The 13,531-nt window shown below is 69.4% G+C and carries 10 protein-coding genes and 2 pseudogenes; 8 read left to right on the top strand and 4 right to left on the bottom strand.

The annotated features are described in order from the left end of the window. Positions 1-74 precede the first annotated feature (74 nt). Entirely contained in the window at positions 75-1,826 is a 1,752-nt protein-coding gene (gene murJ, locus ASF89_RS00965) for a murein biosynthesis integral membrane protein MurJ (protein ID WP_235483948.1), read from the bottom strand. Continuing rightward, entirely contained in the window at positions 1,823-4,171 is a 2,349-nt protein-coding gene (locus tag ASF89_RS00960) for a DUF6049 family protein (protein WP_055811275.1), read from the bottom strand. Before ASF89_RS00960 ends, murJ begins: the two co-directional genes overlap by 4 nt. Before the next feature lie 172 nt (positions 4,172-4,343). Between ASF89_RS00960 and ASF89_RS00955 the strand changes: the two genes are divergently transcribed. From ASF89_RS00955 to dnaB, 7 genes and pseudogenes are all read left to right on the top strand, one after another. After that, positions 4,344-5,774, top strand: coding sequence for a CCA tRNA nucleotidyltransferase (locus ASF89_RS00955; protein WP_055811272.1), 1,431 nt, complete (start codon positions 4,344-4,346; stop codon positions 5,772-5,774). A gap of 75 nt (positions 5,775-5,849) precedes the next feature. After that, a complete protein-coding gene (locus ASF89_RS00950; protein WP_082489689.1) occupies positions 5,850-7,289 on the top strand; it encodes a sugar ABC transporter substrate-binding protein in 1,440 nt (479 codons plus the stop codon). Between the two features lie 116 nt (positions 7,290-7,405). Continuing rightward, a pseudogene (gene rpsF, locus ASF89_RS00945) lies at positions 7,406-7,768 on the top strand (30S ribosomal protein S6); the annotation flags it as partial. A 102-nt stretch (positions 7,769-7,870) separates the two neighbouring features. Beyond that, entirely contained in the window at positions 7,871-8,428 is a 558-nt protein-coding gene (locus tag ASF89_RS00940) for a single-stranded DNA-binding protein (protein ID WP_055798988.1), read from the top strand. Between the two features lie 67 nt (positions 8,429-8,495). Beyond that, positions 8,496-8,756, top strand: coding sequence for a 30S ribosomal protein S18 (gene rpsR, locus ASF89_RS00935; protein WP_043595327.1), 261 nt, complete (start codon positions 8,496-8,498; stop codon positions 8,754-8,756). A 25-nt stretch (positions 8,757-8,781) separates the two neighbouring features. Then, on the top strand, positions 8,782-9,234 hold the full coding sequence (gene rplI / locus ASF89_RS00930; protein ID WP_055798983.1) for a 50S ribosomal protein L9: 453 nt from the start codon (positions 8,782-8,784) through the stop codon (positions 9,232-9,234). Between the two features lie 580 nt (positions 9,235-9,814). Further along, positions 9,815-11,200: a replicative DNA helicase gene (gene dnaB / locus ASF89_RS00925; protein WP_055798980.1), complete on the top strand. Its 1,386-nt coding sequence runs from the start codon at positions 9,815-9,817 to the stop codon at positions 11,198-11,200. Positions 11,201-11,434: 234 nt separating this feature from the next. Here dnaB and ASF89_RS15250 read toward each other — a convergent pair. Continuing rightward, positions 11,435-11,834 (bottom strand): annotated as a pseudogene (locus tag ASF89_RS15250) (recombinase family protein); the annotation flags it as partial. Positions 11,835-12,159: 325 nt separating this feature from the next. On the opposite strand from ASF89_RS15250, the gene ASF89_RS00920 reads away from it, so the two are divergent. Further along, positions 12,160-12,648, top strand: coding sequence for a DUF1269 domain-containing protein (locus ASF89_RS00920; protein WP_055811265.1), 489 nt, complete (start codon positions 12,160-12,162; stop codon positions 12,646-12,648). Positions 12,649-13,026: 378 nt separating this feature from the next. On the opposite strand, the gene ASF89_RS00915 is transcribed toward ASF89_RS00920, so the two are convergent. Further along, the gene (locus ASF89_RS00915) at positions 13,027-13,434 is read right to left on the bottom strand and encodes a pyridoxamine 5'-phosphate oxidase family protein (protein ID WP_055811262.1); all 408 of its coding nucleotides are present in this window, start codon (positions 13,432-13,434) and stop codon (positions 13,027-13,029) included. Positions 13,435-13,531 lie beyond the last annotated feature (97 nt).

Here is a 13,531-nt window from a genome sequence, read left to right as displayed (position 1 = left end):
TATTCCGAGCGACCCGGGAGGCGCGGGTCGACCCCTCGGAGCGGCCCAGGGAGCCCCTGGGGAGGAGGCGCGGGTCAGCGCCTGAGGACGCGCGCGACCAGCGGCCGGGCCCGGGCCACCACCGGACCGGTCAGCGCCAGCAGCTCGGGCAGCCGGATCAGGGCGAGCAGACCGAGGTAGACGACGGCCATCACCGCGGCGGCGACCATGACGGTCAGCAGCCCGGGGATCCGGCCGCTGTGCGCGAAGCCATCAGAAACGAAACCACCCATGATGGTCACGACGACGAGTCCGACGGCACCGGCGACGAGCGAGAAGAACAGGAACTGCACGTAGCGGCGCAGCACCCAGCGGCCGTCCATCCCGCCGAGGCGGCGGCGGATGAGCACCAGGGCGACGACCGTCTGGGTCGAGCCGGCGATCGAGGTCGTGACGGCGATCGCGACGGCGACCTGGTCGTCGGGCACGACGGCGGAGGCGATCAGCGTGCCGACGACGAAGATGCTCGACTGGACGACCTGCATGAAGAACGGCGTGCGCTGATCGTGCAGCGCGTAGAAGACCCGCTGGACGACGAACAGCACGCTGAAGAGGATCAGCCCGGGCATGAACCCGAGGATGACCTGCGCCATCTGGCTGGCGCCCTCGAAGGTCCGCTCGAAGAAGCTCGCGAACGGGTACGCGACGACGCACATGGCCACGGTGGCGAAGACCATGAACATGCCGATGGTGCGGAGCGACTGCGACAGGTCGGTGCGCACGGCGCGGAGATCGCCGCGCGAGGCGTGGCCGCTCATGCGGGTGAAGTAGGCCGTCGCGATCGACACGGCCACGATCCCGTGCGGCAGCATGAACAGCAGCCACGAGTTGGCGAGCACGGCGTTCGAGGCCCCGGCGCCGCTGCCCTGCGACGCCACCCGGCTCTGCACGAGCCCGGCGACCTGGGTCACGAGCACCATGCCGAAGAGCCAGCCGGCCGCCTTGCCGGTCGCACCGAGTCCGACGCCGCGCCAGCGGAAGTCGGGGCGGAAGGTGAGCCCCGCGCGACGCCAGAAGAGCAGCAGGAACGCCGCCTGTGCCAGCACGCCGAGCGACGCCGTGCCGGCGATCACGGCGATGCGGTCGGCCGACCAGACGTCGACGGTCGAGTTCGCCTCGGCTCCCCCGAAGACCACCATGAAGGCGACGAGACCGGCGATCGCGACGACGTTGTTGAGCACCGGGGCCCAGGTGAACGGGCCGAAGACCTGGCGGGCGTTGAGCACCTCGCTGAGCAGCGAGTACATGGCGTAGAAGAAGATCTGGGGCAGGCACCAGTACGCGAACGCCGTGGCCAGCGCCAGGGACTCGGAGGTGTAACCCCCTTGACCGGATGCATCGGCCTGCTGGGCGTAGATCGAGACGAGCACCGGCGCCAGCAGGGTGCCGAGCAGACCGACCACCGCGAAGACGAGCGTGCCGAGGGTGACGATCTTGTTGATGAAGCGCTGGCCGCCGTCGTCGTCGTGCGTCGCCGCCCGGACGATCTGCGGCACGAGCACGGCGCTCAGCAGGCCGCCCGCGATGAGCGCGTAGATGTTGTTCGGCAGCTGGTTCGCCAGGGCGAACGAGTCGGCCGCACGGCTGGCGGACTGGCCGATGGCCGCGGCGAGGACGGCCGTCTTGACGAAGCCGAGCACGCGGGACACCATCGTGCCGGACGCGAGGAGGATGCTCGCGCGGCCGAGACCGCCGCGGCCCGCGGAGCCGGCGGGAGGGATCGGACCGGAGCCTCCCTGGTCGCCTCCCGCGCCTCCTGCGTTCCCCGTGCCCGTCGCGCCGCTCACGCGGCCGCGCCCGGGGAGGCGACGGGGCCGTCGGTCGGGCCGTCGGGGTCTCCCCCGGCGCTGCCGCCGCCGTCGGCGTCGCGACGGCGCTTGCGGATGGTGCGGTAGATGCCGCCGCCGAAGAGCAGGGCGAAGCCGATGCCGAACGCCCAGGTGATGGCGGTCTCCCACCCGGCCTGCACGTTGATCGAGACGACGGCCGGGGTGGCGATGGTGACCCCGGTGGAGCTGACGAGGGACATCGAGACGTCGACCGTTCCGTTGGCGATGGACTGCACGGGCACCCGCACGCGCGCCTGCGACTGCGCCTGCACGGTCACGGGGATGCGGTCCTCCTCGACGAGGAGGCGCGAGCTGGAGGGGGCGAGGGTGAGGAACACCGTCGCCGCCGAGTCGGAGGTGTTCTGCACGTAGAGCGGCAGCGACGACCGGTCGCCGAGGATCAGCTGGTCGCTGCCCTGCACGATCGAGACGAGTCGCGACGTGTCGGTGGCCGCCACGGCCGCGTCGGCGACCTCGGACGACAGACCGCCGGGGTTCGCCCGCCAGGCGTGCGAGGACAGCGCCAGCGTGCGGAGGCGGGCCGGGCCGGTCACGGTCTGCGGCTCTTCGAGGGCGGTCGAGAAGTCGGCGACCTGGCGGTCGGACCGGACGAGCGAGCGCAGGTCGCGGAGGCGCTCGGCCGACTCGGGTTCGTCGACGACCGTCGCGTCGGTCGCGTCGACCGCGAGGGTGTCGCCGAGGGCCGAGGGCGCCGACCAGGGCAGGTCGTCGAGGGCGCCGAGGGTCTGACGCAGCCGCTCGCCGTCGGTCGACCACGAGCGGCCGAGGGTGGCGAGCATGGTGCGGCCGTCGCTGGGGCGCTCCTTCGCGATGGTGGCGACGCTCGCGGACAGCTCGGCCATCGCGGACTTCCGGGAGGCGGTGCTGGTGGCCGCGGCCGCCTCGCGGACGAGACCCGACAGCGTGTCGTCCGAGACGAGACCGGTCGAGCCGCCGAGGTCGACGGGCGCGTTCTCGGTCGACTCGGACGCCACGTCGACGTTCGAGCTCGAGAGGATCGTCGAGGTGTAGTCGCGCTCGGTGATGGTGGCGATGTCGGAGGCCACCACGGTGTCGTCGACCGGCCAGGCGATCGACGACAGCGACCAGGGGAACGCCAGCAGCGACTCGGTGGTCGGCAGCGGAGGCGCCGTCGGCTCGTCGGTGGGTGTCGGGGTGGGCTCGTCGGCCGGCGGGGCGGTCGAGCCCGAGCCGCCGCCCGTGCCGACGCCCGGCGAGTCGGACGGACCCGCGCCGGGCGACGACTCCGACGAGGTCGACGAGCCCGACGACGAGCTCGTGCTCGAGTCCGACCCGTCGCTCGTCTCGTCGGTCGGCGCCGGGGTCGGCGCGTCGGTGGCCGAGGTCGAGGTGTCGAACCGCGACTCGTCGACCAGCGAGTCGAACGAGGTCGGTCCGGGCACCGAGGGGGCGCCCGCCTGGCTGAGCCCGGCGACGTCGGCGTCGGCGTAGGCGAGGGGGAACGTCTCGACGCCCGCCGCCGACAGGTCGTCGAGCCACTCGACCGCCGACTCGGGGGCCTCGCTGCCGAGCAGCCGGATCGACGCGATGATCATCGGGTCGACGGCCACCGTCGCCGACGTGCCGACCACCTGGCGCAGCTGCCGCGTGAGGGTGCCGTCGGGTGAGGTGTAGGCCTCGAGGGCGGCGGCGTCGAGCACGCCGTTCTCGGTCTCGGGGGTGGTGATCGGCACGGCGACCGACAGGCGCGTCGGCTGGAAGCTCTCGCTCGGGTACCAGACGACGCTGCTGCGGGCCTGCGCGACCTGCAGTCCGTCGGGGCCGAGGAGGCGCACCCCGAGCGCCCGCGCACCCCACGTCCACCCGTCGAGGGCCGTGCGGTCGGCGGGGATCGAGACGTCGTCGACGGTCACGGTCTCGCCGGCGGACACCGCGGGCACGTCGACCCGCGCCATGTAGAGGCCGAGGTAGTCGTCGCCCGTGGTCGTCTCGGGGGTGAGCCAGTCGGCGAGCTTCGACCGGGCGACGAACGAGTCGCGGTCGAGGTAGATGCGGGCGCTGCCCTCGTCGAGGTCGCTCTCCGTGCCGTTCGTCACGGTGAGCGTCAGATCGAGGTCGTCGCCCGAGCGCAGCACCCCGTCGGCCTCGGGCGAGACGGTGAGCGTGACGGAGTCGCCGTCGGCCTCGGCGGCCGACGACGCGGCGGACGCCGACGCCGACACGGTGCCCGCCGGTGCGGCCGACGCGGCGTCCGCGGGCAGCGCGGCGCCTGCGACGCCGAGCGTCGTCACGAGGGCCAGGAAGGCGGGAAGGAGTCTCATAGTGGTGTCGCTCGTCGGCGCCGGGGTCGCACGAGCATGCCGAGTCTAGGGAATCGTCCCCAGCCGTTCGAGGTGAGCGGCCCCCGACGGCCCCGTCGAGGCCCGGAACCAGCCCTGGGGAGGAGGCGCGGGTCGGCGATCCGCACCGCCCCGTATGGCAAAGTGGTCGCCCATGGACACCGTCGCCTCCGCCGTCGAGCGCCTGGATCGACTGGCCTCCACCCCCCGCATCGCCCGCCTCTCGGCCGCCTTCGCCGCCGCGGGTCACGAGTTCGCCCTGGTCGGCGGTCCGGTGCGCGACGCGTTCCTCGGGCACCGGGTGAACGACCTCGACTTCACGACCAGCGCCTCCCCCGACGAGATCCTCGAGATCGTCGTGCCCCTGGCCGAGGCCCACTGGGACGTCGGGCGCCAGTTCGGCACGATCGCGGCCCGCGTCGACGGCGAGGTCGTCGAGATCACGACGTACCGCAGCGACGTCTACGACGGCGAGACCCGCAAGCCCGTCGTCGAGTTCGGCGACACCCTCGAGGGCGATCTCGTGCGTCGCGACTTCACCGTCAACGCGATGGCGCTGCGGCTGCCCGAGAAGGTGCTGGTCGACCCGTCCGGCGGGGTCGACGATCTGCTGGCGCAGCGGCTCGCGACCCCCGGCGCGGCCGTCGACAGCTTCCGGGACGACCCGCTGCGGATGATGCGGGCGGCGCGGTTCACCGCTCAGCTCGGATTCGAGGTGTCGGACGAGGTGCGCGAGGCGATGACGACCCGCGCCTCCACCCTGTCCATCGTGTCGGTCGAGCGCGTCGCCGACGAGCTCTCGAAGCTGCTGCGCACCGCGACCCCGACCCCCGGGATCCGCCTGCTGGTCGACACGGGCCTCGCCGACCACGTGATGCCCGAGCTCGCCGCCATGCGCCTCGAGATCGACGAGCACCACCACCACAAAGACGTCTACGAGCACAGCCTCACCGTGATCGAGCAGGCGATCGGCTACGAGGCCGAGCGTCACCCCGGCGAGGCCCCCGATCTCACCCTGCGCCTCGCGGCCCTGCTGCACGACTGCGGCAAGCCGGCCACCCGCCGCCTCGAGCCGGGCGGGGTCGTGACGTTCCACCACCACGACGTCGTCGGCGCGAAGCTCGCCAAGAAGCGGCTGAAGGCGCTGCGCTTCGACAACGACACCATCGCCGCGGTTTACCGTCTGATCGAGCTGCACCTGCGGTTCTTCGGCTACACCGAGGGCGCCTGGACCGACTCGGCCGTCCGCCGCTACGTGCGCGACGCCGGCGACCAGCTCGAACGTCTGCACATGCTCACCCGGGCCGACGTCACGACCCGCAACCGCCGCAAGGCCGACCGCCTCGGCTTCGCCTACGACGACCTCGAGGCCCGCATCGCCGATCTCCGCGCCCGCGAGGAGATCGACTCGCTGCGCCCCGACCTCGACGGCGACGCGATCCAGCGCGTGCTCGGCATCGGCCCGAGCCGCGAGGTCGGCGAGGCGTATCGGTTCCTGCTCGAGCTGCGCACCGAAGAGGGCCCGCTCGGCGAGGACGAGGCGACCGCCCGCCTGCTGGCCTGGTGGGGCGCGCGCAGCCAGTAGCCGCTTCACGACGGCGGCGTCGAGCACAGGACGGTGCCGACCCGCGCCTCCTCGGAGTCCGGGTACTCTGCACCGGTGCCCAAGCCCTTGAACTCCGCGCTCGTCGCCGGGTCCGTCTGCGTCGCGATCGTCGCCGCATCGGCCCTCGGCATCACCGCGTTCGGTCTGTCGACCTCGGGTCAGACCGGGCCCACGCGTCCGGAACCCGAGGCGGATCAGACGACGGTCACCGTCCGCGTCTGGGACGACACCGTCGCCGCCGGTTACGAGAAGTCGTTCGCGACGTTCGAGCGCGACAACCCCGACATCGAGGTCGAGGTCGACGTCGTGCCCTACGACGAGTACTTCACGACCCTGGCCGACGACGTCGAGGCGGGCGAGGCCGACGACATCTTCTGGCTGAACAGCTCGAACTACACCGACTACGCCGATGAGGGCGCGCTGTTCGACATCGACCGCGTGCTCGGTCGCACCTCGCGCGCGGCGTGGTCCCCCGCGGTCGTCGACCAGTTCACGACCGACGACGGCCACCTCTGGGGCGTGCCGCAGCTCTCGGACGGCGGCATCGCGCTCTACTACAACGCGGATCTGCTGAAGCAGGCCGGCATCGATCCGGCGACGCTCGACGAGCTCGCCTGGGCGCCCGGCGGCGGCGAGGGCGACACGCTGCTGCCGGTGCTGAAGAAGCTCACCCGCGACGCGTCGGGGCGCACGGCCGACGACCCCGCCTTCGACGGCACCCCGGTGCAGTACGGCTACAACGCCGGCGACGACCTGCAGGCCATCTGGTACGACTACCTGGCCTCGGCCGGCGGCGCGTTCGAGAACGACGACTCGACGGCGTTCGCCTTCGACACCGAGGAGGCGCGGGTCGCCTTCCAGTACGTGGTCGACCTCGTGCAGCAGGCGCGGGTCGCGCCTCCCGCCGTCCTGACGAACGAGAACGCGGACTACAGCCGCGAGCAGTTCGTGGCCGGGAACATGGCGCTGTTCCAGTCGGGGCTGTACAGCCTCGCGCCCGTCGACGCGGGAGCCGACTTCGAGTGGGGCGTCGCGCCGATGCCCGCCGGGCCCGCCGGCCGCATCAGCGTGACGAACGGCATCGTCGCCGCGGGCAACGCGAACACCCCGCACCGCGACGACACCGCGAAGGTGCTCGCGTGGCTCGGCTCGACGGACGGCGCGAAGCACATCGGGGCCGACGGCGCCGCCGTGCCGGCCGTGCTCGGCGCTCAAGAGGGGTACTACGACCACTGGACGACGCAGGGCGTCGACGTCAGGCCGTTCTTCGACGTCATCGACGACGGGCCGACCATCGCCGCGCCGACCGGCATCTACGGACGCACGCAGAGCATCATCGAGCCGATCTTCGACCGGATGTTCACCGGCGAGCTCTCGGTGGCCGACGCGCTCGCGCAGGCGCAGAGCGAGGCGAACGCGGCGCTGACCGGGGTTCCGGTCGCCCGTGGCGGCGTCACTCCCCCGCCGGCCGACGATGACGAGGCATTGAACTAGGAGGCGCGAGCGGCTACCCTTACAAGGTTGCGTGCGCCTCACGGCGCCCGTGACCATGAATACCCTCCTGTCGCAGACCGTCTGCGACCGTTAAGTCCGAAGGAGGTGGGTTAGTCATGAACCAGTACGAACTGATGGTCATCCTGGACCCCGAGATCGATGAGCGCACCGTCGCCCCGAGCTTGGACAAGTTCCTCAACGTCATCCGCAACGATGGCGGCACGATCGACAACGTCGACATCTGGGGCCGCCGTCGTCTCGCCTACGAGATCAACAAGAAGACCGAGGGCATCTACGCCGTCGTCAACCTGACCTCGAACCCGGCCGCCACGGTCGAGCTCGACCGTCAGCTGGGTCTCTCCGAGGCCGTGCTGCGCACGAAGGTCCTCCGCGCCGAGGAGGCCATCGCGATGGTCGCCGCCGCCAAGAAGGTCTCCGACGAGAAGGCGGCCCGCAAGGCCGCCAACGCCGCCGCCGCACCCGCCGCCGCTCCTGCCTCCGCCTCGGCTCCCGCCGCGTCGGTCGCCGCCGCGTCGTCGGAGAAGCCCGCACCCGCCGCACCGAAGGCCTCCGAGTAGCCGATGGCTGGCGAGACCGTCATCACAGTGGTGGGAAACCTCACCAGTGACCCCGAGCTGCGTTACACGCAGAACGGGCTCGCGGTCGCGAACTTCACCATCGCGTCGACCCCCCGCACGTTCGACCGCGCGTCGAACGAGTGGAAGGACGGCGAAGCGCTCTTCCTCCGTGCCAGCGTCTGGCGCGAGTTCGCCGAGCACGTGGCCAGCAGCCTCACCAAGGGCAGCCGTGTCATGGCTCAGGGGCGGCTCAAGCAGCGCTCGTACGAGACCAAAGAGGGCGAGAAGCGCACCAGCATGGAGCTCGAGATCGACGAGATCGGCCCCTCGCTGCGTTACGCGACCGCTCAGGTGACCCGCGCCTCCTCGTCCCGCGACGGCGCTGCCGGAGGCTCCTTCGGGGGCAACCGCGGCGGCGGCCAGCAGGGTCAGGTCGGCGGCGGTCAGGCGCAGGAGCCGTGGGGTCAGCCCGCAGCCGCACCGCAGGGTGGCAGCACCTCGGGCGGCGACGTGTGGAACACCCCCGGCGGCGGCACCTACAACGACGAGACGCCCTTCTAGGCACCCTGCCTCAGGGCACGTCGTCCCCCTTCAGTACTTCTTCTTACTCATCTGAAAGCAGACCACAATGGCTGGAAAGAGCAGCGGCGACCGCCGCAAGCCCCTCCGCGGCAAGGGCGGCAAGAACGCCGCTCCCGCGAAGTCGATCCGCGTCGGCGTCATCGACTACAAAGACGTCGCGACCCTTCGCAAGTTCATCTCGGAGCGTGGAAAGATCCGCGCCCGTCGCATCACCGGCGTCTCCGTCCAGGAGCAGCGCCTCATCGCCCGTGCCGTGAAGAACGCCCGCGAGATGGCGCTTCTCCCCTACGCCGGCTCCGGCCGCTGATCAGCGCCGACTTAGGAGAGAACGCATGTCGAAAGTAATCCTCACGCACGAGGTCTCCGGCCTCGGCTCGGCCGGTGACGTCGTCGACGTCAAGAACGGCTACGCCCGCAACTACCTCGTCCCCCAGGGCTTCGCCGTGGCGTGGTCGCGTGGTGGCGAGAAGCAGGTCGCTCAGATCCGCACGGCCCGCGAGACCCGCGAGCTGAAGACGATCGAAGAGGCGCACGACCTCAAGGCCCGCCTCGAGGCCCAGAAGATCCGTCTCACGGTCAAGACCGGTGCCGACGGTCGTCTGTTCGGTTCGGTCCGCCCCGGCGACATCGCCGACGCGGTCACCAAGCAGGGTGTCGCCACCATCGACAAGCGGAAGGTCGAGATCCCCTCGGCCATCAAGCTCGTCGGTGAGCACGAGGCCACGCTGCGTCTTCGCGAAGACGTCATCGCCACGATCACCCTCACGGTGGTCTCGGCCAAGTAGCTCTCTGAGCTCAGTCGAGCGGCGCTCCTCCTCCGGGAGGGGCGCCGCTTTTCCGTGCGCCGGGGCCCGTTGGTCGTCCGCTCGCGCGTCGCCCGTCAGAGGGGCGCACAGGGGCTGCTGAGGGGCCGAGGAGGCGCGGGCCGGGGGAGTCGGACCGGGTTACGAGAAGCTGAACGAGAGCCGAGTCCGTATCGGGCGCCGTGACCCGTTGTCAAGTTCTCTGTGCACAGGCAGAAGTCAAATCGGGAGTCTCGACCCCGGGTTGAGACTAGTTTTTACACACAGGGTGAGTAAATCGAAATGCCTGGTCAGAGGCGGGTCTGGATGGTGAAGTATCTCTTTTTCCACAGGTTGATCCACAGTTCTCCCCAAGCGACCCCGGCGTTTCGCACGGGTTCTCCCCAGAGTTATCCACAGGCTCGTTTGCTGTGGAGAACTAGGTGTCCATATGGTGTACACGCGCTCGGAGGGGATGGGTCGCGGCGGTTCGGGCAGCGATGTCGGGGGTCCGCTGTAGAACAGTCCCGAGTGTCGTCCGTGCCCGTCGGCACGCGCCCGATCAGCTCTTGCAGGAGGCCCCATGTCGCTCGCCCAACTCGGTATCGCCAGCGATTCGCCGCGTGACCGCGATCGCCCGGCGATGGGTTCGGGCATGGACCGCGTCCCGCCTCACGATCTGCTGGCCGAGCAGAGCACGATCGGCGGCATGCTGCTGAGCAAGGACGCCGTCGCCGATGTCATCGAGACGGTGCGCGGCATGGACTTCTACGTGCCGAAGCACGAGGTCATCTACGACGCGATCCTCGGGTTGTACTCGCACGGTGAGCCCACCGACGTCATCACGGTCAGCGACGAGCTGATGAAGTCGGGCGATCTGTCACGTGCCGGGGGAGCGGAGTACCTGCACACGCTGACCGGTGTCGTGCCGACCGCGGCGAACGCCGGCTACTACGCGTCGATCGTGGCCGAGAAGGCGGTGCTGCGTCGTCTGGTCGAGGCCGGCACGCGGATCGTGCAGATGGGTTACGCCAGCGAGGGCGAGGTCGTCGACCTGGTCAACAACGCGCAGGCCGAGGTGTACAACGTGGCCGGGGGAGTCCAGACCGAGGACTACGTGCCGCTGAACGAGGCTGTGACGGTCGCGATCGACGAGATCGAGGCGGCCAAGGGTCGTGACGGTCAGATGACGGGTGTGCCGACCGGGTTCGCGCAGCTCGATGCGTTGACGAACGGGTTCCACCCCGGGCAGCTGATCATCGTGGCGGCGCGACCGGCGCTCGGTAAGTCGACGTTGGCGCTCGACCTGGCGCGGGCGGCGTCGATCAAGCACGGGCAGGCGTCGGTGTTCTTCTCGCTCGAGATGGGGCGAAGCGAGATCGCAATGCGTCTGATGTCGGCCGAGTCGAGTGTGCCGCTGCAGAACATGCGCAAGGGAACGGTGGATGCGCGTGACTGGACGAACATCGCGCAGGTGCGTGGTCGGATCAACGATGCGCCGCTGTTCATCGACGACAGCCCGAACATGACGCTGGTCGAGATCCGTGCGAAGTGCCGGCGGCTGAAGCAGCAGCACAACCTGAAGCTCGTGGTGATCGACTATCTGCAGCTGATGACGTCGGGCAAGCGCGTCGAGAGCCGTCAGCAGGAGGTGTCGGAGTTCTCGCGTGCGCTGAAGCTGATGGCGAAGGAGCTGCAGGTGCCCGTGATCGCGCTGTCGCAGCTGAACCGTGGCCCCGAGCAGCGTGCCGACAAGAAGCCGGCGATCAGCGACCTGCGAGAGTCCGGTTCGCTCGAGCAGGACGCCGACATGGTCATCCTGCTGCACCGCGAGTCCGCCTACGAGAAGGACAACCCCCGCCAGGGCGAGGCCGACTTCATCGTCGCCAAGCACCGCAACGGGCCGACGGACACCATCACGGTGGCGTTCCACGGGATGTTCTCGCGGTTCGTGGATATGCCTAGCTAGGGCTTGGTTGTTGTAGGGTCCGAGAATTGGTTGCAGTAAGAAATCTAGGTTGCAGTACCAGTGCAGTTTGCCCACACGGCATTGCAGTGGCGTTGCATCCGGGCCCGGACAGACTGCATCATCCGGTTTCGAAGCGAGTTAGCCGGCCCCGTCGGCGGATCTTCATTGCAGTTATCGCCCGCCGCAGTGATCCCTCCCTGAACGTTTCAACTGTCGAGCCCCAAACTATTCGTAGACGGAGTCGCGGACGCGTTTGTGTTTGATCTCGAGCTCCATCTGCGCGAGAGCTGCCATGACGAAGATCACCATTGCTCTCGTAGGGGTGGATAAGTTGACGTCCTCGCCGCCGAGGTTTAGCACGCGGAGGCTGGCGCCGCGGTTTCGGAGCTGTCATGCAAAGCTGAGCATGTCGATAGTGGAACGGCCTAGGGGTCGAGGGTCGTCACGACGAGGGTTTCCTCTTCTTGGAGAGCGGCGAGAGCTTGGTCGAACGACGGTGCGATGCGCGCGCACCGGACACGCCCTCGTCGACATACAGGTCATCTCGCCTTACCCCCGCCGCAAGCAGATCCTGCTCTTGCAGGTCGGTGTCCTGCTGAAGTGTCGAGACCGGGGCGTAGCCGATCAACCTCACCGCAGTACCAAATGTGTCTCGCAACCAACCCTTGATGACACTAGATCTCGACCAAGGTTGCGATACATGGTTACGAGACTCACCGTGCCCGGAAAATGCGGGCCCCGATTGCCCGTTGGTCGGAGTCGCCGAGACGTCTCGCAACCGTAGGGATGCGAGATGGCCCCTTCAGCTCGTTGTAACGGTCTGCCTTAGGCGCTGCGGCTCTTTGGCGACAGACTGTGCGCGCCTGCGCCGACGAGCGGCGCCAGCGTGGGTTCCGGCGTCCGCTGTTCTCGATCAGAGCGGTCAGGGGGTCGGTTCTCTTCCGCTCGAGGAGCCCGAAATGGCCGCCACCCTGTCTGTCTGGGAGTTCGACACCTCTGCGGGGGCCGATGAGGCCCATGTGAAGGTGGACCGTCTGCACGCCGAGGAGGTGTTCACGGTGAGCGACGGGGCGATCGTGAGCTGGGAGCCGGGGACGCGGAAGCCCCGCACGGCCCAGTTCCCCTCGGCGGATCCAGAGGGGGCCCTGGGCGGTTCGTTCTGGGGGTTCCTCTTCGGGGTGATGTTCTTCGTCCCGTTGATCGGGATGACTCTCGGTGCGGCGACGGGCATCATCGCGGGCGCCCTGACCGATGTGGGCATCGACGACAACTTCATCCGTCGTATCCGGCGCGACCTCCGACCCGGCACGTCGGCGCTGTTCGTCCTGACGAGCAGCACCGAGGTCGATCGGCTCACCCAGGCGTTCCGGGGGGCGAACGCGAGACTCCTGCAGGCGGACCTGAGTGACAAGCAGGAGGCGGCCATCCGGACCGCGTTCGCCGACTGACGTCGCGGGTCCCGTTCGCGGTGACGATAGGCCGCCGCACCCGACAGCAGCGGCCTACCCGCGGCCGTGCCGCGGCCTCGGTCCGTCGGACTCGAGGCGGCCCTGAGGCTACGCCTGATGAGGGCCGGCGGCGATAGCCGTGTGGCGGACATTTCCTCGGTCGTCACCGTTGAGGAGATGTCCGCTAATCGGTACCCACCAGGCGGGTCTGATGTGATCGCATCGGTTCCTGCGGGGGTCAGGACTAGGGTTCCTGACCGCCTCGTCAGGCCTCCTGCCGAATCGATCGGGGCCAACTGGTTGGACGCTATACCCGAAGGGCCTCGAGAACCAGACCTATGCTCACATTCGCTCACGCCGGATCGCCGGCCTGGCGGGCTAGAGATCGGGGAACGTGGCCCAGCCGGTCACCTCGGTCGGATCGAGCCGCACGAAACGCACCAGGGGTCCGCGTCTCACGGGATGGCTCCGCAGGGAGTCGATCACGTCATCGTCTGCTTGCGAGACCACCTGATGGGTGTGCCCCTTGACCAGGACGCTCCACCGCGCATCCTCGCCGAGACCATCGATCTCGAACGCGACCCACGGCGAGGTGCCCGTCATGACCGTCCGGGTGCTCACGTCGGTCGGGATGTAGATGGTCTGGCCGTCGGCGAGATAGCTCGTCGGTGTGACGTCGATGCTGGGCCCGTAGCCCCAGGCGATGCGGCCTTTGCGACTGCGGCGGATGTGCCCCCAGCACTCGTCCCAGCTCAGCAGTTGCTCGACGCCGTCGTTCTCGTGCATGTGTCGTCGCTGACTGTGCTGTCGTGAGGCCGGGGATGCTGCGCCTCGAGGTGCGTGCGAGAAGGCCTGTCGGCCGAGGTGGTCTGGAACGGCGTGC

Source organism: Frigoribacterium sp. Leaf172 (assembly GCF_001424285.1).
Classification (GTDB): Bacteria; Actinomycetota; Actinomycetes; order Actinomycetales; family Microbacteriaceae; genus Frigoribacterium.
Note: the sequence above shows the minus strand (reverse complement) of the source record. Positions and strands in the feature narration are given on the sequence as shown.